The organism is Halovenus carboxidivorans, from assembly GCF_009831575.1.
Taxonomy (GTDB): Archaea; Halobacteriota; Halobacteria; order Halobacteriales; family Haloarculaceae; genus Halovenus; species Halovenus carboxidivorans.
In genome coordinates this window covers 229,401-254,372 of sequence record NZ_WUUT01000001.1, presented here as the reverse complement: position 1 = coordinate 254,372, position 24,972 = coordinate 229,401, and the positions used below count along the sequence as shown (strand labels likewise).

Here is a 24,972-nt window from a genome sequence, read left to right as displayed (position 1 = left end):
AACCGAGGTCGCGCGATCAGTCGTAGCGAAACGCGACCTGGACGGCCTCGTCTGGGTTGTCCGACAGGAGCCGATACGCGTCGGGTGCACGGTCGATGGGGAGTTCGTGGGTGAGCAGCGGGGAGAGGTCGGTCTCCGCGAGCCACGACCGGACGAACTCCATCCGCCGATCCTTGTCCCAGCGGTCCGCGTGAGCGGGGTCGAGCCGGCTCACCTGGCTGCTCTGCATCCGGACGTGACTGCGGTGGTACTCCCCGTCTAGCTCCAGGGAGACGTCTTTGGTCCCGTACCACGAGCCGACGATGACCTGCCCGGCGTAGCCGGTGGCGTCGATGGCCGCATCCAGGGCGGAGGGGTTCCCGGACAGCTCGAAGGTGATGTCGACATCGTCGACGGCGTCGGCCCCCTCTGCCGCCCGGACGGCTCTGTCGGCCCCGAACGAGCGTGACAGCGAGCGGCGTTTCTCGTAGCGGTCGACAGTGACGAGTTCAGAGAGCGGAAACTCGGCGAGCAGGCTGGTCGTCAACAGCCCGACCGGGCCCTGACCGAAGACGGCGACGCGGGCGCCGATCCGGGGTCGGGCGTCCATCACGAAGTTGACCGCGGCCTCGACGTTCGGGATGAAAAGCGCCTGGTCTGGATCGAGCGTCGTCGGGGTCAGTCGTTCCGGCTCGGCGGTGAAGTGGCTCTCGTGGGGGTTGAAGGCGAACACCCGGCGGTCGAGCCACTGTTCGTCGAGCGAGGAGCCGACGGAGACGACCCGACCGACCGCCGAGTAGCCGTACTGCAGCGGATACGACAGGGTGCCGTCGAGCGAGTCGATCGTCTCGTCGGCTACCGTGCCGTCGTCGACCTCGTCGTTGTACACGAGCAGTTCCGTGCCGGGACTGACGGCCGACCGCTCCGTCCGGACGAGCACTTCGTCGGGGCCGGGGTCCGGGACGGGTTCGTCTCGCACCGAGACTGACCGCTCGCCGGTGAAGTACAGTGCCCGACCGGTCATGATCCCGAGTGACGGTCGGCTGTCGTCGTGTCTCTGCTGTCCAGCGTGGCGGGGCCGGCGGGGCGAGTGCTGAGGAACACAGTGTACGGTGGGGTTTCTGAGACTAAAATCTAGGCTCGGCGTCGCACCGACCAGCGTACGCGGTGGGTCGACCGGGCGCTCGGTCGGCAGTGGCCGGCGCTCAGAGATAACCGAGCGCGTCGAGACGGTCGGTCTCGCTCGCCGCGCCGTAGACCCGGCTCACCGGCAGCGATTCCGGCGGCGTGAGCGACGGCGTCCGCGTTCGCCGGCCGGCACCCGTCGTCGTCGCCCAGGGAACGTCGAGCAGCGCCGGAACGGGCGTCTGCATCGGGTGGCCGTACAGCCCCCACTCGCCGAAGAGGTTGCCGTGGTCGGCGGTGACCGCGACGGTTCCGGTGACGTTTTCGACGAGCGAAGCGACCTCCGGGAGGACGTACCGCAGATTGGCCTCGTAGGCCTCCCAGACGGTCTCGACCGATAGCTCGCCGCGTCGGAGCAGCGTCCACGGGTTCGACTCGCTGCTGTGGGCCCCGGTGCGCGCCATGCCGTCGTCGCCGGTGACTGGCTCCGGGACGAACGGGTGGTGAGGTTGCATGTAGTGGACGACCAGCCGCTCGGGGTCGCGCTCGCGGGCGTTTGCAATCGCCCGGTCGGTCACCGCCGACGGCGGGACGGTATCGAGGCCCTCGTCCCAGGCGTACTTCCAGACTTCATCGAGGGCGGCGAAGGCCTCGGCGTCGAGATACCGATCCGTCCAGGTGTTGCCGGTGACCATCACCGTCTGCCCGGTCTCTGGACGGCCGCAAAAGGTGTGTTCGAGCCACTCTGAAGAGCAACTACCAACCGACCGCATCGCGGTTATCTCCTCGAAGAGATCGGTCTCGGGGGCGACGGAGCGGAACAGGTCCGCGCGGCAGGCATCCAGCACGACCAGCACGTCCCACTCTCTCTCGTAGACCGACTGTCCGTACGGGAGTCGGCGGCCGACCGCCTGCAGCGCGCGCAGATACGCCGTCCCGAGCAGCCCCATTCCCGGTTCGCGCATACTGCTGTTTGGACGCGGCCGTACATATGGCCACCGTGGCCGAACCGGTCGACCGGCACGACCGCGACGGGAGCGGTCGCCACCGGAACCGCGAGGCGTCGTGGCCGGCGGGAGTCATATGGTTCCGCCGACCGTGACACCACTATGGACTGTCTGCTGGTGGGCGCAGGCGCAATCGCCTCGGAGTACGCCTCGGGAATCGCCGCGTCGTCGCTCTCGGTAGCGGGCGTCTGTGATCTCGACCGCGACAGAGCGAACGCGCTCGCCGGGGCGTACGACTGCCCGGCGTTCGAGTCGCTCGACCGAGCCCTGACGGCGGTCGACGCCCCAGTGGTGGTGAATCTGACGAGCCACGCCGCCCACGCGGACGTGACCCGGACGGCGCTGCGAGCGGGTCGACACGTCTACTCACAGAAGCCGCTCGCGCTTGAGGCCGACACCGCCGCGGAGCTTGTGACGCTCGCCAGGGAGCGCAACCTCGCGCTCGGCTGTGCGCCGGAGAGTCCCCGGGGACCGTCGCAGCGCCGCGCGGCGCGGTTGCTGGCGGACGGGCGGCTCGGTCCGGTACAACTCGGGTACGCCCACGCCCACGTCGGCCGCGTGACTGACTGGCACGACCGCCCGGAGTCGTTTCTGTCGGTCGGGCCGCTGTACGACGGCGGGGCGTACCCGCTGACGCTGCTCGTCTCGTGGTTCGGGCCGGTCGAGCGGATCAGGACCGCGGACGCGCTCGATAGCTGGCCCGAACGGGCGCAAGCGCGGCCGTCGACGCCGAGTCACGTCGAGGCGATGGTCGAGTTCGCCGCGGGTCCGACGGTTCGGCTGACCGCGAGTTTCTACGCCCCGCACCGGAGTCGGGAGTTCTACGGTCTGGAACTGCACGGCGACGACGGCTCGCTGTATCTGCGAGGGACGGGAGCGATGGAGACGGCCGTCGATCACGTGCAGTTCGGCCGGATCGGCCGCGAGTACACGGCCGTTCCGCCGCAGTCGCCGCCGTCCGCGCTGGAGTACGCCGACGGAGTCCAGCGGCTCGCAGAGAGCGTCCGCGACGACACGCCGAGCCGGCAAACCGGGCGACGAGGGGCGCACGTCGTCGCCGTCTGTTCCGCAATCGAGGAGGCCGCGACCGGCGGCGGCCCGGTCGAGGTTCCAGACTGCGGCGTCGAGCAGGAGTCGATCCCCGAACCGGCAGTCGGGCCGACGGCGAAGCCGCAGGAGCCACCGGAGCGGCGGGCGATTCGGCTTCCGCCGGTCGGATTCGGCTGTTCGCGGTACCGCGGCGGCGAGTACGTCGACCGCCGGGAGTCGATTGCGACGGCGCTCGACGCGGGGTATCGACTTCTGGACAGCGCGGAACTGTACGGCAACGAGCATCGGATCGGGGAGTTACTCGCTGCGCCCGGCGCGCCCGACCGCGACGCGGTGTTCGTGCTGGGGAAAGTCTGGCGGACGAACCACCGCCGCGAGCAGATGCTCGACGCGGCGGCGGGGAGCCGCTCCGAGCTGGGCATCGACGCCTTCGACTGCTACGCCCTACACTGGCCCGAGGCCTGGGCGCACCGGGGCGAACTGACGCGGTTGGCGGAGAAACCAGTCGACGTTCAGGAACGGCTCACCTTTCCCGAAGACGAACACGGTGAGATCGAGACCGCCGACATCCCCCTCGAACGGGCCTGGCGAAACCTCGAAGCGGTACACGAGGAGGGACACGCGCGAACACTCGGCGTCTCGAACGTGACCAGATCACAACTGGAGCGGATCCTCGACGCGGGGCGGATCCGACCGGCGCTCGTCCAGATCGAACGCCACCCGTACAAGCCGCAGAACGATCTCGTCTCGTTCTGTCACGAGCGCGGGATCCGGGTCGTCGCCCACTCACCGCTGTCCGCGCCCGGACTCCTCGACGAGCCAGTCCTGGCCGAAATTGGCGACCGACACGGATGCGCTCCGGCGGGTGTCGTCTTGGCGTGGAACGTGACACGGGGGGTCGTGCCCATCCCGTCGAGTACGACCGAGTCTCACATCGTCTCGAATCTCGCGGCCGGGACCGAACGGCTGACGCCGACGGAGATCGAGCGGATCGACTCGCTCCGACAGCCCGACTTTTCGCGGTAGTGTCTCCCCGGTAGAAAGAATACGCGGAGCACGATGTCGTTAGCGGGGGCCGACGGCACCGTTACGTGAATACCGCCCAACTGTGGGGTATGAGTGCGGGGAACCGAACAGCGGTCGGTCTGGGGGCGTTGACAGGGATACACTGGATCGGGATCTGCGCGGCGCTGGTCAGTGCCGGGGTCCACCTCCTGCTCGGGGTCCGGATGCTGTCGTCCGGGTTGGGGATCAGTTTCGTCCTCGCGGGACTGGGATTCGTCGGGGCGGTCGGCCTCGTAGTCGTCGGCTACCGTCGCCGGGCGGTGTACGCCGTCGGAGTGCCGTTCGTTCTCGTCCAGATCGTCCTGTGGTTCGCGCTGAACTTCCTCGGCGGGCCGAAATCGTTCCCGGGCGACATCGGGACGTTGGGGGCCGTCGACAAACTCGCGCAGGTCGTGCTCCTCGGAGTGTTGGTCGTCCTCCTGCGGTCCTGACTAGTGAGGTCGGACCCTTAGATGGACGCGGGCCCGAGGTGACGACAGGCAAGGCGAACCCCGGACCTCGGCTCTCGAGCGCGGTTGGGGGCGACCGAGCAGCGGGTGATTACAGGTGACCGAACAACGTTCCGGGCGGCTACGCTCTGTCGGCGCACAGGTCGGGGTCCCGATAGCCACGGCGGTCGTCCTCGTGGTTGTGCTCAGGGCGCTGTACCCGCCCGGCGGACTCGAAACGCGGGTGTTCGACCCCGCGCTCGTCGCCGGGGGCTGTCTGGCCGGTCAGTTGCTGTACGTCAGCCACAGCGTCCGTCGATCCGGCGCCGAGCAGCGGCCGCTGTTCGGGTTATTCGGCGTGGCGAACGCGTTGACGCTGTGTCGGGGCTCGCTGTACGCGGTCGTGGCCGGCTTTGTCGTCGTCGCTCCGGAGACCATGTTCGCCTGGGGGCCGGCGCTGTTCTACGGGGCGGGGGCGGTGCTCGACAGACTCGACGGTGCCGTCGCCCGGACGGTCGGAGAGGTGACGCTTCTGGGAGAGCGACTCGACATGGCCTTCGACACCTTCGGCTTCGTCGCCGCGCCGCTGGTCGCCGTCGCGTGGGGACAGCTCCCGGTGTGGTATCTCTCGATTTCGAGCGCCCGATACGTCTATCGGGCCGGACTCGGCTGGCGAGCCTTCCGGAACCGACCGCTGTTCGATCCCCCCGACAGCAACCTCGGGAAGTATCTCGCCGGGACGCAGATGGTGTTTCTCACCGCCGCGCTCGCCCCGACCGTCCCGACATCGCTGGTCTGGCAGGTCGCCCCGTTCGTCCTCCTCCCCTCGCTACTCGTCTTCGCTCGCGATTTCCTGGTCGTGACCGGTCGCATCGGTGCGGAGCAGTAAAAAGCGCTACTCCCGTATCCACACTATGCTCTTTCCGACGCATCTCCTCGCGGCGGCGATGGTCGGCCGCACGTCGCGGCTGTCGACGCCGTGGGCGGTCGTCGGGGCTGCGCTGCCCGACGTGATCGACAAGCCGCTGGGACTCGTCGGCGTCGCAGACATCTATCACACCGTCGGTCACTCGGTCCTCGTCTTAGGGGTGTTGGCGCCGCTCGTGCTCGGCGATCCGCGAGGTCGTGCGGTCGTCGTCGGCTGGGCGTTGCATCTCGCACTCGACGCGGGACAGATACTCATCAACGGCCGCCCGAGCGATGTCCTCTCTCTCGGGTGGCCAGCCGTCGCGCCGCCGGACCCGCTCGGTCTCCCGCCCGGGGAGTTCGCCCTCTACTATCTCGGGTCACCGGCGTTCGTGCTCGAAGTCGGGATCTGGTTGCTCGCGGCGGCGGTCGTCCTCCGCGACAGACGAGCAGCCGGGGGTGAGGAAGCCACTCACCGAACGGCCCGCGACCAGAACTGACACACGTTCGCCCCTCCCAGTCCACGCATGGCGAACACTGTCGACGACCTCAGAAACGAGATCAGAGTCGCGGTCGGCCGGTTCGAGCGGGAGATCGCCGCCGCGTTCACCAAGGAGGATCTCGCGGCAATCTGCGAAGCGGTCGACTGCGGAATCGACCTCGATCCGCTGCCGCCGAAAGGGGAACTGCGAGCCGGTATTCTGTCCAGCGTCGGCGTGGACGCGGACGAACCCGTCGATCGGTCGTTCCGAAAAGCGGAACTCGAAGCGATCGCCGACGAACTCGACGGAGCGAACCCGTAGCTCCGGTCCAGAGGGGGCTGTCGGGCCGCTCAGTCCTCACCGGCCGGCTGTCCCGTCTCCGAGAACGTCGAAGACGAGTCGGGGAGGTCGCGTATCGACCGACTCGACCAGGTGTAGGGCACGTACGGTTCCTCGTCGACGTCGAGCCAGGTCTTGTGTCGTCTCGTGAACGAGTCCCACATCGGTCTGATGCCGGAGTCGAATCGGTTGTCGAGCGACTGCTGGGACTCCTCGCTCAACTCGAAGGTGAAGTCGTCGGGGAGATCCCAGAACTCGCGGTAGAAGTCGGCAAACGGCTGGCTCATCCGCATGCTGCTCTCGTAGGTCTTCTTCACGTCGTCGATGAGGTCTTGCTCGTTTTGGATGCGCTCGCGCTGTTGTTCGTACCACTCCGAGACCGGCTGGGCCTTCTCGGCGCGCTCGGCCATGCGCTTTTCGCGCAACTGTTCGGTCGCCGCCTCGTCGACCGCCCACTCTCCCTGGACGGCGGAGTTGTGCTTGGCCTCGTCGCTGACCTTGTCCACCACGACGGCGTAAGCGTCTCTGGCGTGTCTCGGGAGCACGTAGCCGTCGTGGATATCCTCCACGACTTTCTCCGGATCGCGTTCGAGTGGATCCCCGAGGCCCGAGCCACCTCGGAGGTAGTTCAGGTACACGTCGTAATCGTCGAACTCCTTGGGCGTGCTGATCCCCTCCGGTCGACGGGTGATCTCCCCGTCGATTTTCGACTCGAACTCCCCGCTCTCGGGGTCGAGGTCGTGCTGGGGGTACTCCTCGCGGTTCTCGAAGCGCTCTTTCAGGTCGGTCTCTTGGGCGTTCAGAATGTAGCCCGACGCAGCAGGATAACCACCGAAGAGGCCGCCGTCGCTGGTCATGTAGCCGTTGCCCATCTCGTACAGCAGCCACCTGCTGACGTCTTTGACCGTTCGCATCGACTCGAAGCCCGCGCCCCCCGCACGGCGGCCCGGCCCGCCCGTGTTCGGTTTGACTGCTCGACCGAGAAACGGCAGCGGTTCGACCTGTTCCCACGCTTCGGCGTCACCCATGTCTCCCTCCGGGTTCCAGATGGCCGAGGCGTGTGGCTCTCCATCCTCGACGTAGCGCGCGCCCACACCCTCACAGGCGGCCTCGAAGGAGTTGACGGCGTGGAGTTTGTCGAACTGGTCGATGCCACCGCCCTGCAGCCAGTTCGAGGTGTTCGCGTTGCCGGCGTTGATCTCCTCCCAGAAGCCCCGAGCGTAGTACCCTCGTGACAGGTGTTGCCACAGCGGTGCCCACGCCGAGACCAGGAAGTGCCACGCGTAGGCGTGGGCCGTCTCGGTGTTCTGGGTGTTCGCCCACGACCCCACGGGCAGGTGGAAGTCACAGGCGTAATAGGCTCCGTCGTTGACCAGTTCGTTCGGGATCACCGTCTGCGTGAGCATCACCCAGATGCCGCCCTGGATGGCCGCCGGCGTGCAGTTGTAGGGGTGCCAGCCCCACTTGTTCGCGCCCTCGAAGGAGACCTGAAACGAGGCGTCTTCTCGGATGTGTAGCTCCGAGGGCGCGTGCATGATGTGGTTCTCGTTGGCGTACTCCCGGGTGACGTTCTCCTGGTCTTCGTAGAGCGCGTCGACGAAGGAGACTCCGCGGTAGGTCCCGGGGAGCAGCGTCCGCTTGATTCGGCTCCGGAACCCGCGGCGGCCGTCCTCGACGGCCTCTCTGGAGAGCTGTTTGAACGTCTCGACCCCCGCTCGGTCGATCAGTTCCTTGACCGAGTCCCGGATCATCAGACAGCCGGTGATGCGGGTTCGCTCGTCGAGTTTCAGGAAGTTCGGGGTGCGGGTCTTGGCGGGATACTCCTTCTTCCAAGAGTTGTACAGCTCGAAGTTCTCACCGATCTTGCGGGCGGTGTAGTACGCCCCGTCGCCGAAACGGGAGGCCTGGGAGACGTTCATACTGCCCGGCCCGATCGCTCCCGTGTCGATGACGTGGTTGACGCCCCCCGCCCAGGCGATGAGTTCGCCCTCGTGGAAGATCGGAATGATCGTCATCAGATCACAGGGGTGAACGTCGCCGACGTGGGGGTCGTTGTTGACGAAGATATCGCCGGGTTCGATACCGGGACTCTCCTCGTAGTCGTGGTTGATCATGAACTTGATCGCTTCACTCATCGTGTGAACGTGGACGATGATCCCGGTCGAGACGGCGATGGAGTCGCCCTCCGGCGTAAAGAGCCCATAACACAGCTCTCCCTCCTGTTCGACGATCGGGGTCGCAGAGACCTTCTTCGAGGTCTCGCGGGCGGTCACGAGGTCACCGCGGAGCCGGGAGTACAGCTGTTCGTAGCGGATCGGCTGCTCGTCTTTGAATTCGAGACGCTCGAAACCCGCGTAGTGACCCGTCGCTTCCGTCTTGTCTTCCAGTTCGGCTAGCTGTTCGCGGAGCGTGCGACCGTCCCAGCCGATCCCCTCGTTTCGGCGTCGTTTCTCCCGGACGAGTTCTTTCTCCCGCTGGACCTCGGATCGGCGCTGTTCGGCTTTGTTCTCGTCGGGTTGGCTCATGGTTCGCTCCCTCGTGGTGGTTGCAGGACTGGTCTCCGTACCGTGCTCGAATGGGTCGGTTCACTGGTCATAATCGAGGTTTTCGAGGATGATTGCGTGGTCACCGACGACCAGGTCGCCGGAGACGTGTTCGTGGAGCAGGATCGACTGCGTCAGGTCGTCGATGCGAGCCTTCCCGGTCAGCGTGCGCTCGAAGATGCCGATACAGATACGATCCGCCTCGACATCGACGGCGAAGTCGACGACGTCAGCGACTTCGTACCCCGTGGGGAGACAGCTGATCGTGTACTCGACGTCGTACTCGATCATCGGATTCACCTCCTGAATCAGTTCCCCGAGACAGCGCACAGTCGGCAGCCGGAGGAAGTAGACCGTCTCCCCGGGTTCGGCGACCGAGTCCAGCGTCTCCCGCACGGAGGGGTGCTGGTCGGCCGATTTGATGAGGAGAATCGTGGTCATTCTTGTGGCCCGAACAGGAGTTCACAGAAGTTGTGTTCGACCCGGCGAAGGCGCTCGCTGAGCGTCGAGCGACTGATATCCAGCTCGTTTGCGATCTCTTCGGCGGTCACTTCCTGGGGAACTCTGAAGTATCCCATCCGGTAGGCCGTCTCCAGCACCTCCAACTGCTTGTCGGAGAGTTTGCCCGACATGCTCTGTTTGACCTTGTTCCCGCCCAGGGGGAACCCGATCGTCTCGGTCTGGGTCGTCCCGACGAGTTCGAGCGAGCCGTGCTCGTCCTCTATCGTGCCGGCGACATCCTTGAGGTGGTTCCAGTCACGTACCGTGGCGATGACATCGAGGTGGGCGTTTCGTCCGACGATTCTGTGCGGAATCGCCCTGTGCTCGGTCAGCAGAGCCAGCACCGAGGCCTCGGAGATGTCGACGATGACGCCGAGATAGTACGTGTGCTGGTTCACCTCCGCTTTCGCCATATCGACGATCTGCGTCTCGGGGAGTTGACTCGCGAGCCGCTCTTCCGAGACATCGGCGTCGAACTGCGCCGTCAGAAACAGGAAGATGCGGTCGCCCGTCACCGGCAGTGCGTTGTCGATCTCGATACTGCGCACCTGCTCCTCGAGACCGAACAGTTTCGAGGAAATGCCGGCCGGCTGTATCTGGAATTCGATTCTGAGCATCCATTCAAACTGTCGGTGTGTCTCTGTCTGTCATAGACTGTCTCCGCCACGTCACACGCCGCGCGGGCGTCTCGGGTTCCAGATCGTCGTGAACCGCTGTCCGAACCGGGCTATCGGGTCGAGAGGCAGGTGACCGTATGCACGGTGTTTACCAAGGTAACAATTACCACGAACACTGTCGGTATATGTTTTATTTTTATATCTCCGACAGGATCAGTCCCGGAGTTGTACGTCCGTCTCCCGCTCGACGAGTTCGACGCGGACGCCGTTTCCCGCCCGCTGGTCGAGAAACGCGACCGCGGCATCGCCGGCGCCCCGGCGAGGGCGCTGGTCGGCGAGCGCAACGCCAGCGCGTCGGAGCGTCGCCAGCGTGGCCTCGATGTCGTCGACGCGAAAGGCGACGTGGTGCAACAGCGCGGACTGCTGTGCGGCGTCGAGGTCGTCGGCGAGTGCCGTCTCCCGGTCGACGGGTTCGACCAGTTCCACGAGGCTCTCACCGACCCGGATGAACGCGATGTCGACGCCGAAGGCGGGGACGCGTTCGACGCGACCGACGGGTACGTCGAGGAGTTCGAACAGCTCCCGGTTCTCGTCGATGTCCTCGACGAGGACGCCGAGGTGGTCGATTTTGGAGACCATGGTCAGCTGATCTGCCGGGACTGATCCGACCAGTACGGCTCCCGGAGGCGCTTTTTGTCGAGTTTGCCGTACGGCGTCGTCGGGAGTTCCTCGACGACGTCGACCGATTTCGGGACCTCGTAGTCGGCGAGTCGGTCGCGACAGAACGAACGGATCCCCGCCCGGTCGACGGTATCGCCGGCCGGGACGACGACGGCTTTCACTGCCTCGCCCCACTCGTCGTCGGGCACACCGATGACCGCGACGTTCGCGACCTGATCGTGTCGCTGGATCACCTCCTCGACGGTGACCGAGTAGACGTTCATCCCGCCGCTGACGATCACGTCCGAGTCCCGGTCGACGATGTAGACGTAGCCGTCCTCGTCCATCCTGCCGATATCGCCGGTGTGAATCCAGCCGTCCTCCATCGTTTCGGCCGTCTTCTCGGGCATCTCGTAGTAGCCGTCCATGGAGTACGCGCCGCGGGCCAGAATCTCGCCAACCTCGCCGGGTGGGAGTTCTGTGCCGTCCTCGTCGACGATTTTCACCTCACACAGCGTCGTCGGAAGCCCACACGAGGACAGTCGTTGTTCGTCTGTCGGATCGTGGGCGGCTTTCGGCAACACCGTGATGAGGTCGGGCGTCTCGTACTGGCCGTAGAGTTGGAGAAACACGTCGCCGAGTTTGTCCAGTCCCTCGCGGAGTCGATCCGGCTTCATCGGTGCCGCGCCGTAGACGAGCGTTTCCAGCGACGACGTGTCGTACTCCTGCCGGTCGAGGGTATCGAGGATGCGATACACCATCGTCGGCACCATGAACGTCCACGAGATGGATTCCTGTTCGATGGTCGCAAGCGCCTCCTCGGCGTCGAACCCCTGAGTGATCGTGTGATGGCTGCCCTGGGTCAGTCCGCCCGCCATGACCAGCCCCGCCGAGTGTGGCAGCGGCGTCATCAGCAGCAATCGGTCCTGCGGTTGGATGTCCAGTTCGATGGCGTGGGCGAAGGCGTTGAGGGCGAGGTTGCGTTGGCTGTGTTTCACCCCTTTCGGATCGCCGGTCGTCCCGCCAGTGTGGAAGACGGCAGCGAGGGTCGATTGCGAGACCGGACGCTGGGGGGCCGTGGGGTCGTGTCCGTCGAGGAGGGACGCGAGCGAGACGACTTCGTGGCTGTCAGTCAGGTCGGGGACGGTGGTCGTCCCGACGGTGACGACGGTGTCGAGCGTCGACACGTTCGGTGCGACTGTCTGGACTGTCTCTCCGAACGGTGGACCGACGACGAGCGCGCTCGCGTCGCTGTTTTCGAGCATGTACTCGATGTCGTCCGCGGACAGCATGTCGTTCAGCGGGACCTTCGCGAGGGCCGCACGGGCGAGTGCGATGTCGGTGACCGCGTACGCCGGGCAGTTCGACAGCAGGACGCCCACGCGCTCCTCGGGTCGGAGTCCGAGGTCGACGAGCGCGTTGGCGAGCCGCGAGGAACGCTCGTCGAGGTCGCCGTAGGTGAGCGTCTCGCCCTCGAAGGTGAGCGCCGGATCGCCCTCGTATCGCCGGAGAACCGACTCGTAGAGGTGGTTCAGCGTCGGTGGACTCTGGGGTACCATGAATTGGGGATGATCGAATGCGGTAGGGGTCGGAGAGGCTACGCGGTCTCCGGCGTCGGAATCGGCTCGTCGATCCAGTCGTTGTAGAAGGTCTCGATGTCGGGCTCGAACTCGTGGATGAGCGGATAGCCCGGCATGACGTTGGTCACTTCGAGCAGGGTCTTACAGCCCGGACAGAAGAACTCCCGCAGTTCCATGTACTCCGGGTGGGGGTGCATGTCCTCCGGGTAGATCTCCAGATACTCCTCCTCGGAGTCGCGGACGTTGATCAGCGCGTCCGCTTTCCAGTTCTCGTCGTGTTCGCAGAACTCGTGGCCGCAGTCACATTTGATGACCCACCGGTCCTCGGATTTCGCGACCACGTAGAGGTGTTCCGCGTACGGGATGATGATCGGGTCGTCCCAGTCGACCCGCTCCTGTAACACGTCCCGGACCTGCTGGAACCGGTCGGCGTCCTTGAAGTCGCTCATCATGTTGTGCAACTGGCTCCACTCCAAGTTGTCGTCGACGAGGTCTTCGATGTGTTCGCGTGGGTATGAATCTGGCATGTGTACTCACCTCGTTAGTCGTCGTCGGTGGCTGTTCCGGCGATGTTGTCGCCGAACGATGCTTCGGGGGTCGGGAGGTCGCGGATCGAGCGCTCTGCGGTCCACGTGTACGGCACCTCCGGCTCGTCGTCGCGGCCGACGCCGAGCCAGGTCTCGTGGCTCGTCGTCGGGTTCTTCCACTTCTGTTTCGTTCCGCTCTTGAACCGGTTTTCCAGCGAGCGCTCGGCCTTCTCGCTCAGACTGTACGCGAAGTCCTCCGGGAGGTCCCAGAAGTCGAGGTAGAACTCCTCGAACTGCGCGCTCATCCGCATGCTGCTCTCGTAGGTCTTCTTCACGTCGTCGATGAGGTCCTCCTCGTTCTGGATGCGCTCGCGCTGCTGTTCGTACCACTCCGAGACCGGCTGGGCCTTCTCGGCGCGCTCTTCCATCCGTTCCTCTCGGAGTTCCTCGGTCGCTTCCTCGTCGACCGTCCACTCTCCCTGGACGGCGGAGTTGTGCTTGGCCTCGTCGCTGATCTTGTTCACGACGACGGCGTAGGCGTCTTTCGCGTGGCGGGGAAGCACGTAGCCGTCGTGGATGTCCGAGAGCACGTCTTCCGGGTCACGCTCCAGAGGATCGCCGAGGCCCGAGCCGCCCCGGAGGTAGTTCAGGTACATGTCGTAGTCGTCGAACTCCTTGGGCGTGCTGATCCCCTCCGGCCGGCGGGTGATCTCCCCGTCGATTTTCGACTCGAACTCCCCGCTTTCGGGGTCGAGGTCGTGCTGGGGGTACTCCTCACCGTTCTCGAACCGTTCTTTCAGGTCGGTGTCCTGGGCGTTGAGGATGTATCCCGACGCGGCGGGGTAGCCGCCGAAGAGCCCGCCGTCGCTGGTCATGTAGCCGTTACCCATCTCGTAGAGCAGCCACCTGCTGACATCTTTGACCGTCCGCATCGACTCGAAGCCCGCGCCGCCGGCCTTTCGGCCCGCACCGCCGGTGTTGGGCTTGACGGCCCGGCCGAGGAACGGGAGGGGTTCGGTCATCTCCCAGACCTCGGCGTCACCCATGTCGCCTTCCGGGTTCCAGATAGCTGCTGCGTGGGGTTCCCCGTCCTCGACGTAGCGGGCGCCGACCCCCTCACAGGCCGACTCGAAGGAGTTGACGGCGTGGAGTTTGTCGAACTGGTCGATGCCACCGCCCTGCAGCCAGTTCGAGGTGTTCGCGTTGCCGGCGTTGATCTCCTCCCAGAAGCCACGGGCGTAGTACCCTCGTGACAGGTGTTGCCACAGCGGTGCCCACGCCGAGACCAGGAAGTGCCAGGCGTAGGCGTGAGCCGTCTCGGTGTTCTGGGTGTTCGCCCACGACCCCACGGGCAGGTGGAAGTCACAGGCGTAATAGGCTCCGTCGTTGACGTTGGCGTTTGGAATGACGGTCTGCGTGAGCATCACCCAGATGCCGCCCTGGATGGCCGCCGGCGTGCAGTTGTAGGGGTGCCAGCCCCACTTGTTCGCCCCCTCGAAGGAGACCTGGAAAGATCCGTCCTCCCGGACGTGTAGCTCCGAGGGCGCGTGCATGATGTGGTTCTCGTTGGCGTACTCCCGGGTGAGGTTGCCCTGGCCTTCGTAGAGCGCGTCGACGAAGGAAGCCCCGCGGTACGTGCCCGGCAGCATCGTCTTCCGGATCCGGTTGCCGAACCCGCGGCGGCCGTCCTCGACGGCCTCTCTGGAGAGCTGTTTGAACTTCTCGACGCCGTACTCGTCGATGATGTCGAACACCGCGTCCCGGATCATCAGACAGCCGGTCATCCGGGTCTTCTCGTCGAGTTTCAGGAAATCCGGCGTGCGGGTCTTGTCGGGGAAGTCGTTCTTCCAGGAGTTGTAGATTTCGAGGTCCTCGCCGATCTTGCGAGCGGTGTACTGCGCCCCGTCGCCGAAACGGGAGGCCTGGGAGACGTTCATACTGCCCGGCCCGATCGCTCCCGTGTCGATGACGTGGGTCACCCCGCCGGCCCAGGCGACGAGTTCCCCCTCGTGGAAGATGGGGATGAGTGTCATGATGTCGCACGGGTGGACGTCGCCGACGTGGGGGTCGTTGTTGACGAAGATATCGCCGGGCTCGATACCGGGACTCTCCTCGTAGTCGTGGTTGATCATGTACTTGATCGCCTCGCTCATCGTGTGGATGTGCACGATGATTCCGGTCGAGACGGCGATAGAGTCGCCCTCCGGCGTAAAGAGCCCGTAGCAAAGCTCCCCTTCCTGTTCGACGATCGGGGTCGCCGCGACCTCTTTGGAGGTTTCGCGGGCGGTCACGAGGTCGCCGCGCAGTTGAGCGAACATCTGCTCGTACTCGATCGGCTCCTCGCTTTTGAACTCGAGTCGCTCGAAGCCCGCGTAGTGATCCGTTTCCTCGGTTTTGGCTTCGAGTTCTTCGAGTTGCTCGCGGAGTGTTTTGCCGTCCCAGCCGACTCCGTCACCCTGCTGTTTCTTTTCGCGAACTCGTTCCTGCTCGCGTCGCATGTGGGGGAAGCTCTCCCCTGATTCGTGTTCTGAACTCATAGTGTGGTGTCGTGGTTAGTGCATCTGCTCGGAGCCAGATGCGGGCTCGTACAGTGCACCTACCCCGCCGCCAGCGAACCGAGCGTCGGAATAGATGCATCGCTGTACGAGAGCGGGTAACCGCTCTCACTCGATTCTGCTCAGGTGGTGGACGCGGTGCTCGTCGAGGTAGGTCTCACAGTCCGGCGGGAGCGCGTAGGTCGTCGCAGCGCCCTCCATGATCGCGGGGCCGGTGAGTTCGTTGCCCGGCTGGAGCGCGTGGAGGTCGTAGATCTGCGTCTCCAGCCACTCGCCGTCCCAGTACGCTTCCCGGGTCTCCTTGAACGCGTCTTCGGGCGGCTCCGGTCCCTGGGTCGGTTCGGTCGGAATCTCGGGTTTGACCACGTCGCGGACGCCGCGAACGGAGGCCTGAGTGACGGTGTGACCGAGTTCCGGCGACCGGGCCTCCTCGGAGTAGGTCCGCCGGTACTCCTCCTCGAAGGTGTCGATCAGCCGTTCGAGTTTCTCCGGCGTGTCGACGCGGGCGACCGGTGACTCGATGTCGATGCTGTTCAGTTGGCCCTGGTACTGGCCGAGAATGTTGTACTGGAAGTCGATCTCGCTGCGGCCGATATTGCTGTTCTCGAACTCGTTTTCGACCTTCCGTTCGAGGTTCTTCCAGACCTCGGTGAGTTCCTCGCCGGCGGTCGCAGCGGCCTCTTCCATCGAGAGGTCGGGATCGATGTCGATGCTGGTCGTCTGGTCGTAGCGGTACTCGTAGTCGGCCGCACCGCAGCCAAACGCCGAGAAGCCGGCGGCCCACTCGGGGATGAGCACCTCGTCGAAGCCGAGATCCTTGGTGTATCCCGCGGTGTGGACTGGGCCGCCGCCGCCGTAGGAGAGACACTTGAAGTTCGACGGGGCGTATCCCTCGCCTGTGACGACCGCTTCGAGATCGTTTCGGAGTTTGCTTTCGAGGATGTCGATCACGCCCTGGGCCGCCTCGTAGACCCCCATGCCGAGCGGTTCCGCGACCTGCTCTGTGATCTCCTGTTCGGCCACGTCGCGATCGATCGGCATGTCCCCACCGAGGAAGTTCTCGGGGTTGATCCACCCCATCGCGACGTGACAGTCTGTCACAGTGACCGTGTCGACGTCGGTCTCGACGGCGCTGACTCCGACCTGGTCACCCGCGCTCTCGGGGCCGAGTTCGATCTTGTCGAAGGTGGGGTTGACCCGGACGTAACTGCCGGTCCCCGCGCCGACGCTCTCCATGTTGACCATCGGCAACGAGAGCAACAGCCGGGCCATCTCCGGGCTGTAATCGATCTGCCAGTCGTTGTCGATGATGATCCCCATGTCGAAACTGGTCCCGCCGATGTCGGTACAGACCAGGTTCTCGTAGCCGAGTTTTTCGCCGAAGTAGTTGGCGCCGATCATCCCCCCGATCGGGCCGGAAATCAGCGTCCGCGCCAACTCGTTCGCGTGGATGTCGATGGTGCCGCCGTGGCTCGCCATGACCCGCACGCCGACGTTGCCGCCCTGTTCGTCGACGGACTCCTGGATGTTCGTGAGTTGGTCGCGCGAGGGCTCGGCCGCGAACGCCTCCGCCGTGACGGTGTTCAGCCGCTCGGACTCCTTCAGCGTCGGGTAGTACTCGCTCGACAGCATCACCGACGTGTCCATCCCGCGCTCGTCGATGATCTCCTCGGCGATCTCCTGGGTGCGGTGTTCGTGTTCGCCGTTCTTGTACGAGTGGAGATACATGACGACGATGTGGTCGACCTCCTGATCGAGGAGATCGTTGACCCCCTCGCGGACGTCGTCCTCGTACAGCGGGACGAGCGTGTTCCCCTTGACGTCGATCCGTTCGCGCACGCCGCGGATCTGGTTTCGGGGGATCAGCGGCTCGGGGTGTTTGTGGGTGTTGACGTGCAGCCGGTCGGAGTAGGAGTAGCCGGTGTAGGACTGCCGGCCCCGCCCCATCCGGAGGGTGTCCTCCATCCCGCCGGTGATGAGGATGCCGACGTCGACCTCGCTCTCTCGCTCGACGAGACGGTTCAGCATGGCTGTCCCGGAGTACACTGTCGACACCAGATTGGGGAACCCCTCCTCGACGCTCAGGTCCCAGTCTTCGAGGGCGTCCTGTGAAGACCGAATGAAGCCTCGGGACTCGTCGTCCGGGGTCGTCTTCGCCTTGCCGACCGTGAACTCGCCGTTGGAGTCCATGAGGAAGGTATCTGTCATCGTCCCGCCGGCGTCGATGGACAGTATCTCTGCGTTGTGGTGCTCTGAGGGATCGTCTTCTGAACTCGCCATCAAATAGGTAGATTATCCAATAAGAGTTAGTCGTTATCACGAACCACAGAAAACGACTGGAGACACCCCGGAACGCAGACGTGACATATGTGTACCACTTTTACCATCCGGCCGTAGCTCGACAGATAATCCGCACCGTCACGGCCGCAGCTACGCAATTTCACGGGAATTCTGTGTCACTGGCCTGGCCTCTGAGAGGGGAATCAGCACCGCCGATGCGGTCGTCGGAGTCGAGCGGGTTCGGCGGCGGTCGGAGACAGCCTGTTTCTTGGCGGTCGAGCGCTCTTGCAGCAGTGGTACCAAAGCGCATGCGGTACATACTCTTGGAGCGATAGGATGACACATGGAACGGCGCCGACTCCTTCGCTCGCTCGTTGCCGGCGGAGCCATCGCCACAGCGGGTTGTACCGGCGTCACGCGGGAGGACGACGAGGAGACTGACGAGGTGCGCGAGCGCATACCGGTGCGAACACCGGGCGGCGTCGAAACCGTCGTCGACGGTGTCGAGTTACCGGTCCCGGGAGAGGAGATCCGCCGGCCGCTTCCGACGGACGGGATCCCTGCAATCGTCGATCCGGCCTTCGCGGAGGACTGGAGTGGACTCGATCCGGACGGAGTCGACGATCCGAGGCTGCCGGCGGAGTCGCCGGTTCTGGGCGTCGAACGCGACGGGGAAGCACGCGCGTACCCGTTGCGGATCCTCAACCGTCACGAGATCGTCAACGACGAGTTCGGCGGTCCGATCGCCGTGACCTACTGCGTGCTCTGCGGCAGTGGGGTCGTCGTCGAGCGCACTGTGGACGGCGAGGAGACGAGATTCGGCGTCTCCGGGAAGCTCTGGCGGAACGATCTCGTGATGTACGACGAGGCGACAGAGAGCCTCTGGAGTCAGTTACTCGCCACCGCGATCCGCGGTCCGCGGGTCGGTGAGCGACTCGACCTCGTCCCCGTGACGCTGACCGACTGGGGCAGTTGGCAGGAGACACATCCGGGGACGGCGGTGCTGTTACCCCCGCCGAAGTCGGGGCTGATCGCCGAGTCGCCGCTGTCGTTCGATTACTTCGACTCGAAGTACTCCTACGAACGCGAGGACCAACTCATCGGACGAGACAACCGCGGCAACGGACTCTACGGAAAGACGATGGTCGTCGGCGTCGAGGCAGATGATGAGGCGAGAGCCTATCCGTTCCACGTCGTCGAGAAAGAAGGCGTCATCAACGACAGGGTCGGGTCGCTTCCGGTGGTCGTCTCTATCGCAGCGGACGACACGTTGACGGCGTACGATAGACGGGTCGGCGGCGAAACGCTAGTGTTCGAGGCGAGTGACCGAGAGACGTTCCGCGGAGGAGGTTCCCGGTGGCTGCGCCGGACCGGTGAGGCGATTGATGGCCCCCACAGGGGACAGCGTCTGGACAGGGCCAACGAACACCCGCCGCTGTTCTGGACCGGCTGGTCGAATTTCAACCCGGATACGGACGTGTACGGTCTTGACCCGAAATAACACCCCCACCGGAGAGGAGTCGGCAAGCGATTCCGTTCGAGGAGACAGACGAGCGAACAGAGAGGGACCGGCGGGCGGTCGCCGTCGGTTCCTCGGTGCGCTCGCGGGGACAGGATCGGTCGCACTCGCTGGCTGTCTCGACCGGGCGCTCGCTCCGCTCGATACCGCAGACAGTGAGAGCGTCGGGGAAACGACACTCACGGCGCTGGATGTCGGCGGTTCGGACGGCGGGACCGTCGAGGTCCTGCCCCGAGGCAGGATCACCCTGTTGGACTTCTGGGCGACGTGGTGTACCCCGTGCAAGCCGCAGATGGAGGAACTGGGGACCATCCGCGAGGAGTTCCCCGACATTCACATGGTTTCGATCACGAACGAGAGCGACGAGGAGGCAATCCGGTCGTTCTGGCGGAAGTACGACGGCACCTGGACGGTCGCGATGGATCCAGACGCCGAGACGAACGAAACCTTCGGGGTGACGCGAATCCCGACGCTACTGGTCCTCGACGAGGCGGGGAAGGAAGTGTGGCGACATACGGGGCTGTCGAGCGCTTCAGACATCGCGGAGGCAATCGAGAGTACACGATGATCGAAACGGGACCGCTCCGGCTCGGCTTTGCCTTCTCGGCGGGCCTCGCGACGTTTTTCGCTCCGTGTGCCTATCCGATGCTTCCGGGATACGTCGCGTTCTTTCTCGGCGACCTCGACGAGACGAACTCGCTGTCGACCCGATTGAGCCATGCTGGAACTGCCGGCGGCATGGCGGCGATTGGGTTTCTTTTCGTCTACGCCGTCCTCGCGGGAACTGTCGCCGCGGTCGGGTCGAGACTGCTCGGGAATCTGGCGTTGCTCGGACTCGGTGTCGGCGGGTTACTCGTCCTCGTCGGCGGGGGGATGGCGAGCGGCCGGATCGGAACCGGAGTCGTCCACGTCCGGCTTCCACGACGAGAACGGTCCAAAAGCGGCTTTGTTATCTTCGGGCTCGTCTACGCCGTCGCCGCTGCGGGCTGTACGGCACCGCTTTTCGTGGCGATTACCGGCGTTGCTCTCACCGCCGGACCGGTCGGTGCTGCTCTCACTTTCCTCGCGTACGCGAGTGGGATGAGCGCCGTGATGATCGGACTCACGGCGCTCGTTGCGCTCGGATACAGCGGCGCTGTCCGACGGTTCTCGCCGGACACGGAACTGGTCACGCGAATTGCGGGCGTGTTGATCGTGCTTGCTGGTGTCGCACAGATCTATCTGTATCTCTTCGAGTTCGGTGGCCTCGAACTGTTCGGCCTCCGGTGACGGCAGGAGAAGCCTAACGGACGACGCCGTGTCGACCGGGCGTTGGGGCCACGCGTCCTTCGCGGTTCGGGCTTCATTTCTCGCTTCGTTCGTTGGAACGGGATGGGCGCTGGAGGTGCTGGGACGACCCTCGGTACCATGATACCATCATCAATATAACAAATTGTGTGCAGAGAAGACCAGCGGAGCTATTTCTGCGACCGTGAATATAGCTGCACCGTCCGCGAGATTGTATAATTGCCGACAACCACGAACGGTCAGCCGATAGCGTAATAATATTTACGAGTGAATTGATGGATTATAGATTCCCGAATCAAAGCCGCAAGATGATCGGGGGTCACCCCCGCCGAGACACGGGTTCGACATCGACCGTTCGGCCTCACCGAACTCACACCCGGAGCGGGCGTGTTCGATGCTGAGGTGCTCCACTTTTTCCCCTGCTGGAGACGAAAAGTCCCATTCCCCGATGGCCTGCATGTCCTTGAGGGAGTCGCGGAGACTGGGAGGCACACAGAAACCGGGACTACTGGCAAAGAATTGGGTCTCTTTCTGGGGAGAGTCTTGTCAAAATACACAAATAATTAATTGCAAATCGAACGCATCTCACGCTCGGGTGTCACCCATGCAGACTAACAGACGAACGATCCTCAAAGGCGTCGGTGCAGGAACAGCAGCGCTTCTCGGCGGTGCCGGCACGGCAACAGCTAGGCCGCCGAGTAAGGGCGACACGATCGTCGACGTGGCCGTCGCCGCCGACGGCTTCGACGTACTGGTCGCCGCGGTTCGGGAAGCGGGTCTGGTCGGGACCCTCAGCGGGAATCGACAACTGACAGTGTTCGCGCCGACAGACGCCGCCTTCGAAGAACTCGGCATCACTGTCGACAACGTGAGCGAAGTCGACGAGGCGACGCTACGCAGCATTCTCACCTACCACGTCGCCCCCGGCCGCCGGGACGCGGAATCGGTCACGACATCGGACGAAATCCCGACTCTGAACGGCGCGCTGATCGATGTGAACGGAACCAATCTCAACGGTGACCAGGCCGATATCATCGCCACCAACATCGAAGCCTCTAACGGTATTATTCACGTCATCGACGGCGTGTTGCAGCCGTAGAGAGGATCCGATGGCTTCCGCCGCCGCACCGCAACGACCAACCGCGGGGTCTCCCCAGCCGGATTTTTATATACTGCCTATCCGATGGTTACAGCCGATGGAGGCGGTGTTATGGCAGGTGCTGGCTGGAACGCGTGGCGGTCCGAACCGAGCCCGGATTCTCCGGGCGCTCGACGATCGACCGCGCAACGCGAACCAACTCGCCGAGGATCTCGATCTCGCGTACAAGACTGTCAGACACCACCTCGACGTGCTGGAGGAAAACGACGTAATCGAGAGCACTGATCGGGAGTACGGCGCGATCTACTTGCCCACAGATCGCACCCTGAACCACTGGGAGACCATCGAAGATATCATCGAACAGGTAGACTAATTATGACTCGCATACTGGATGTCCTGACAGACGGAGGGAGTGGGAGATGGACCTGATGCTCAACGTGGCGCGGATCGCTGCCGGGGTGAACATCTTACTGTTGCTGGTCCTCGTCGCCGTCTGGGGGCAGAACTACCGCAAAATCCGCTCGAAACACACCTTCGGCTCGGCTGTCTTCGCGCTGTTCCTCCTGGCCGAGAACGGGCTGGCGCTGTTTTATTATCTCAATCCGCCGCCGATGTCAGTGCCGGCGGTTCGGGCGATGATGTATCTCCAAGTGCTGGAAGTCGCCGGCATCGCATTTCTCGTCTATGTGACTGTCGACTGATCCGGATCGACGGTCGCTGCAGGCCTGGCCCGCCCGTCGAACGAATCCACTTTCGAGGCGTGAGACTGCTGTATTCGGCGGCGAGAGATTAGCGATTTCGCGACCGCGTTCGAGGCTTCAGCCTCGTTGAATGGCGAGGAGGTGCGAACGAGCAGTTTTGAGACACCACGCGGTACTAAAAGGTATGGCTGAACGGGAAACTCGCCGTATCGCCCACGATCTCATGGGTGAACCCCACATCGCTGGACATCGTGTCAACGTCCGCCAAGTGTACGCGCTTGTCGAAGAGCGTGATATCGATCCCGAAGCCGTTGCGGATCGATACGACTTGGACGTGGCAGATGTCTACCACGCACTCGCGTACTACCACGACCACCCACGCGAGATGAGCGACATCGAAGCCGAACGAGAGGGCGCAATGGAAACGTTCCGGGAGTCCATTGGGCGACCCGAGGGTGTCGAACCGGATACCGTCTGACATGGCGGCGTGGCAGTTCCTTCTCGACGAAAATATCGATCCAAAAGTAGCGACGTACCTCGAAAAGGGGGAATTGGTAGCCGAGCACGTTCGAGCTACGCTCGGACAGGGGGCGGATGACGAAGACGATATCCTCCCCTACGCTCGTGAGCATGACCTCATCATCGCCACGAGTGATGTGAAAGATTTCGGAGCGCTCCCGGTTGATACCCACTCTGGTATAATTCTTCTCTACGACGATACGATGCCTGCCTACCGCGTCGCGTCCGCTCTGATACGTTGATACCTATCCAAGCCGAGACGACTTTGCGGGCCGTGAAAAACTGGACGGGCGGGACGACTCGGATTAGGTGGGTAATCAGTCAATCGGCGATTGATTTTGTCTGTTGCCACCAGTTTAGACGTACGCGAACTCCCGTGGACATCACTAATCTGGATGCACATCGAACGAAAGCAAATGCGTTGCAACAGGAAAGAGTTAAACGCTGAGATCAGGCCCTGAAAGCGAGGATTTCGAGGGGCGGACCCGATATGGGCGCTGCAGGATTTGAACCAGACTGCGAGACTCGTTGTACTCGTCTCGCGTAGTTCAAATCCTTCGCGGTCCAGATTTCACTCCTCACGTCGTTCGTCGGAAAATCATGGGCGCTGCAGGCGCTGGCCCGCCTGTCGAACGAATTCACTTTTAGGACGTGAGGCGTCCAAAATCGGCCGTTCAGAACAGTCTATCTAACAGATGCTTTATTTTTCTACACATCCTGTGCAAGAGACAGGGCGCGAGTCGGTCACGGGTCGGCCTCATCACCGACGGGCTTACCCGTCAGTCTGAGCAAAGCCGCCTCAACGACCGGGACGAGGAGTCCGAAGGGTGCGAGCCCCGCGACCAGGGCTAGCCCGAGGTACGCTCGCTGGCCGGGAATCGCCCCGACTCCGCGGGCGATGCTCCTGGCGGCCCCGACGAGCCCCGCGTCTACCGCCACGGCGACCACCACGAGAACTGAGAGGGCGGTGAGGATCGCGGAGAGCCAGCCATGCGCGATGTTGATGACTCCGAATCGCACCCAGCAGACCCAGAACCCCACGGCGAACACGGTCGCCGGAACGAGTCCAACAAGTGCCCCGACGCCGGCCCCAGCGAAACTCACGAGCAACCGCCACGGAGCCCAGAGGTGTCCAGCCCTGGCCTGTGTCACGAGGGTTACGTCGAGGACGGCGACCGGTAGCAACCACAGGTGGAAGCTGACGACAATCACGACCCACGGAGAGAGGTGGCGGGAAGCTGAGACAGGTGTGTCCTCTGACACATCCGGCTCATTGGAGCGGCTGCTCAAAACTCTTCGGCGACCAGGATGCCGTGGTGACTGTACCCTATATATTCAGCAGGCGCTTTCTGACAAAAGATAGAACTTTCATATCGCTCGGCCATTGATTTTCTCTGATGCCTCCAGTCTGGATGGACGCGAACTCTCGTGGACATCACTATCCCCGTTGCCCATCGAACGAACGCAAACGTACTGCGACAGAAAAGAACTGAACGCCAGGTTCAGGCGCTCAAATCCAAATTTCGGACGGAAAAATCAATATGGGCGCTGCAGGCGCTGGCTCGACTGTCGAACGAATCATCTTCTCAGGTGTGAAACGGACGAATTTGTGGGCTGAAACCGATTGATTCCGGCCTCGTTCATCCCTCCCCCCTATGACAAAACCTACACTCCTCCGACATCAACATACGACTGAATGGCTGACTCGTTGTGGTACCCGTCTGCTGAGGATATTATCGCGATCCACGACGATATTGTTTCGGAGTACCCTGATACGCCTTCTGGTGTCCAGAATCGTGGTGACATTGAGTTCGCGCTGAACTACATCAAAGAGGGGAGTTTCGGTTCGACGCCGGAGACGATCCACGAGAAATCGTATCACCTTCTCCGACTCCTCGTTGCCAATCATCCTTTCGTCGATGCGAACAAGCGTACTGCTCTCAACGCAACGGTCGTCTTCTACTTCCTCAACGGCCATCGGTTCACGTACGACGACGAAATCAGGACGATATTGAAACAGTTCGGGACCGACGAAGCAGCCATCGAGACCGGAGAAACTATCGAATACCTCCGATCTCATACAGAGGAGCTAGATCTGGCCGGTGAAATCGAGGCGTGGCGAGACGATCTAATCGAGCTTGGCATTGAGCAGTTAACCGGGGATTCGTCGGACCCGAACGATTAACCGCGTTGGAAGCATCTA

At 63.6% G+C, this 24,972-nt stretch carries 25 protein-coding genes; 14 read left to right on the top strand and 11 right to left on the bottom strand.

Annotation, left to right across the window (positions count from 1 at the left end; all coding sequences use genetic code 11):
• Positions 1-16: 16 nt before the first annotated feature.
• Together GRX03_RS01285 and GRX03_RS01280 are read right to left on the bottom strand one after the other, a co-directional pair.
• Complete coding sequence (locus GRX03_RS01285; RefSeq protein WP_159762396.1) at positions 17-1,003, bottom strand: zinc-binding dehydrogenase; 987 nt, start codon at positions 1,001-1,003, stop codon at positions 17-19.
• A 181-nt stretch (positions 1,004-1,184) separates the two neighbouring features.
• Positions 1,185-2,054 (bottom strand): hypothetical protein, encoded by an 870-nt coding sequence (locus tag GRX03_RS01280; protein WP_159763148.1) that lies wholly within the window; start codon positions 2,052-2,054, stop codon positions 1,185-1,187.
• A gap of 159 nt (positions 2,055-2,213) precedes the next feature.
• On the opposite strand from GRX03_RS01280, the gene GRX03_RS01275 reads away from it, so the two are divergent.
• The 5 genes from GRX03_RS01275 to GRX03_RS01255 all read left to right on the top strand — a co-directional run bounded on the left by GRX03_RS01275 (position 2,214) and on the right by GRX03_RS01255 (position 6,363).
• Positions 2,214-4,187, top strand: coding sequence for an aldo/keto reductase (locus GRX03_RS01275; RefSeq protein ID WP_159762395.1), 1,974 nt, complete (start codon positions 2,214-2,216; stop codon positions 4,185-4,187).
• Between the two features lie 89 nt (positions 4,188-4,276).
• Positions 4,277-4,657 (top strand): DUF7475 family protein, encoded by a 381-nt coding sequence (locus tag GRX03_RS01270; RefSeq protein ID WP_159762394.1) that lies wholly within the window; start codon positions 4,277-4,279, stop codon positions 4,655-4,657.
• Between the two features lie 115 nt (positions 4,658-4,772).
• Positions 4,773-5,543 (top strand): CDP-alcohol phosphatidyltransferase family protein, encoded by a 771-nt coding sequence (locus tag GRX03_RS01265; protein ID WP_368277890.1) that lies wholly within the window; start codon positions 4,773-4,775, stop codon positions 5,541-5,543.
• A 25-nt stretch (positions 5,544-5,568) separates the two neighbouring features.
• Positions 5,569-6,060, top strand: a complete 492-nt coding sequence (locus tag GRX03_RS01260) for a metal-dependent hydrolase (RefSeq protein ID WP_159762393.1) — start codon at positions 5,569-5,571, stop codon at positions 6,058-6,060.
• Positions 6,061-6,087: 27 nt separating this feature from the next.
• Positions 6,088-6,363, top strand: a complete 276-nt coding sequence (locus GRX03_RS01255) for a hypothetical protein (RefSeq protein WP_159762392.1) — start codon at positions 6,088-6,090, stop codon at positions 6,361-6,363.
• Positions 6,364-6,392: 29 nt separating this feature from the next.
• Here the strand turns inward: GRX03_RS01255 and GRX03_RS01250 are convergent, their stop codons facing one another.
• From GRX03_RS01250 to GRX03_RS01215, 8 genes are all read right to left on the bottom strand, one after another.
• The gene (locus tag GRX03_RS01250; protein ID WP_159762391.1) at positions 6,393-8,906 is read right to left on the bottom strand and encodes a hydantoinase B/oxoprolinase family protein; all 2,514 of its coding nucleotides are present in this window, start codon (positions 8,904-8,906) and stop codon (positions 6,393-6,395) included.
• Positions 8,907-8,966: 60 nt separating this feature from the next.
• Positions 8,967-9,365, bottom strand: coding sequence for a hypothetical protein (locus tag GRX03_RS01245; protein ID WP_159762390.1), 399 nt, complete (start codon positions 9,363-9,365; stop codon positions 8,967-8,969).
• Complete coding sequence (locus GRX03_RS01240; protein WP_159762389.1) at positions 9,362-10,042, bottom strand: helix-turn-helix domain-containing protein; 681 nt, start codon at positions 10,040-10,042, stop codon at positions 9,362-9,364. The genes GRX03_RS01245 and GRX03_RS01240 overlap by 4 nt, the downstream gene beginning before the upstream one ends.
• Positions 10,043-10,255: 213 nt before the next feature.
• The gene (locus GRX03_RS01235; RefSeq protein ID WP_159762388.1) at positions 10,256-10,681 is read right to left on the bottom strand and encodes a VOC family protein; all 426 of its coding nucleotides are present in this window, start codon (positions 10,679-10,681) and stop codon (positions 10,256-10,258) included.
• A 2-nt stretch (positions 10,682-10,683) separates the two neighbouring features.
• Positions 10,684-12,261, bottom strand: a complete 1,578-nt coding sequence (locus tag GRX03_RS01230) for a class I adenylate-forming enzyme family protein (protein ID WP_159762387.1) — start codon at positions 12,259-12,261, stop codon at positions 10,684-10,686.
• Between the two features lie 38 nt (positions 12,262-12,299).
• The gene (locus GRX03_RS01225; RefSeq protein ID WP_159762386.1) at positions 12,300-12,809 is read right to left on the bottom strand and encodes an acetone carboxylase subunit gamma; all 510 of its coding nucleotides are present in this window, start codon (positions 12,807-12,809) and stop codon (positions 12,300-12,302) included.
• 14 nt (positions 12,810-12,823) lie between these two features.
• The gene (locus GRX03_RS01220; RefSeq protein WP_159762385.1) at positions 12,824-15,346 is read right to left on the bottom strand and encodes a hydantoinase B/oxoprolinase family protein; all 2,523 of its coding nucleotides are present in this window, start codon (positions 15,344-15,346) and stop codon (positions 12,824-12,826) included.
• A gap of 126 nt (positions 15,347-15,472) precedes the next feature.
• A complete protein-coding gene (locus GRX03_RS01215; RefSeq protein WP_159762384.1) occupies positions 15,473-17,644 on the bottom strand; it encodes a hydantoinase/oxoprolinase family protein in 2,172 nt (723 codons plus the stop codon).
• A 343-nt stretch (positions 17,645-17,987) separates the two neighbouring features.
• Between GRX03_RS01215 and GRX03_RS01210 the strand changes: the two genes are divergently transcribed.
• The 8 genes from GRX03_RS01210 (at position 17,988) to GRX03_RS01175 (ending at position 23,011) form a co-directional block, all read left to right on the top strand.
• On the top strand, positions 17,988-19,145 hold the full coding sequence (locus GRX03_RS01210; RefSeq protein WP_159762383.1) for a DUF3179 domain-containing protein: 1,158 nt from the start codon (positions 17,988-17,990) through the stop codon (positions 19,143-19,145).
• The gene (locus GRX03_RS01205; protein WP_159762382.1) at positions 19,132-19,731 is read left to right on the top strand and encodes a TlpA family protein disulfide reductase; all 600 of its coding nucleotides are present in this window, start codon (positions 19,132-19,134) and stop codon (positions 19,729-19,731) included. Before GRX03_RS01210 ends, GRX03_RS01205 begins: the two co-directional genes overlap by 14 nt.
• Positions 19,728-20,432: a cytochrome c biogenesis CcdA family protein gene (locus GRX03_RS01200; RefSeq protein ID WP_159762381.1), complete on the top strand. Its 705-nt coding sequence runs from the start codon at positions 19,728-19,730 to the stop codon at positions 20,430-20,432. Before GRX03_RS01205 ends, GRX03_RS01200 begins: the two co-directional genes overlap by 4 nt.
• A gap of 622 nt (positions 20,433-21,054) precedes the next feature.
• Positions 21,055-21,549, top strand: coding sequence for a fasciclin domain-containing protein (locus GRX03_RS01195; protein WP_159762380.1), 495 nt, complete (start codon positions 21,055-21,057; stop codon positions 21,547-21,549).
• Between the two features lie 97 nt (positions 21,550-21,646).
• Entirely contained in the window at positions 21,647-21,922 is a 276-nt protein-coding gene (locus GRX03_RS01190) for an ArsR/SmtB family transcription factor (RefSeq protein ID WP_159762379.1), read from the top strand.
• A gap of 46 nt (positions 21,923-21,968) precedes the next feature.
• A complete protein-coding gene (locus tag GRX03_RS01185) occupies positions 21,969-22,250 on the top strand; it encodes a hypothetical protein (protein ID WP_159762378.1) in 282 nt (93 codons plus the stop codon).
• 184 nt (positions 22,251-22,434) lie between these two features.
• On the top strand, positions 22,435-22,728 hold the full coding sequence (locus GRX03_RS01180) for a DUF433 domain-containing protein (RefSeq protein ID WP_159762377.1): 294 nt from the start codon (positions 22,435-22,437) through the stop codon (positions 22,726-22,728).
• A gap of 1 nt (position 22,729) precedes the next feature.
• Positions 22,730-23,011 (top strand): DUF5615 family PIN-like protein, encoded by a 282-nt coding sequence (locus tag GRX03_RS01175; RefSeq protein WP_159762376.1) that lies wholly within the window; start codon positions 22,730-22,732, stop codon positions 23,009-23,011.
• Between the two features lie 502 nt (positions 23,012-23,513).
• Here GRX03_RS01175 and GRX03_RS01170 read toward each other — a convergent pair.
• Positions 23,514-24,032, bottom strand: a complete 519-nt coding sequence (locus tag GRX03_RS01170; protein WP_159762375.1) for a hypothetical protein — start codon at positions 24,030-24,032, stop codon at positions 23,514-23,516.
• 433 nt (positions 24,033-24,465) lie between these two features.
• On the opposite strand from GRX03_RS01170, the gene GRX03_RS01165 reads away from it, so the two are divergent.
• A complete protein-coding gene (locus GRX03_RS01165; RefSeq protein WP_159762374.1) occupies positions 24,466-24,954 on the top strand; it encodes a type II toxin-antitoxin system death-on-curing family toxin in 489 nt (162 codons plus the stop codon).
• The last annotated feature ends 18 nt before the right edge of the window (positions 24,955-24,972 follow it).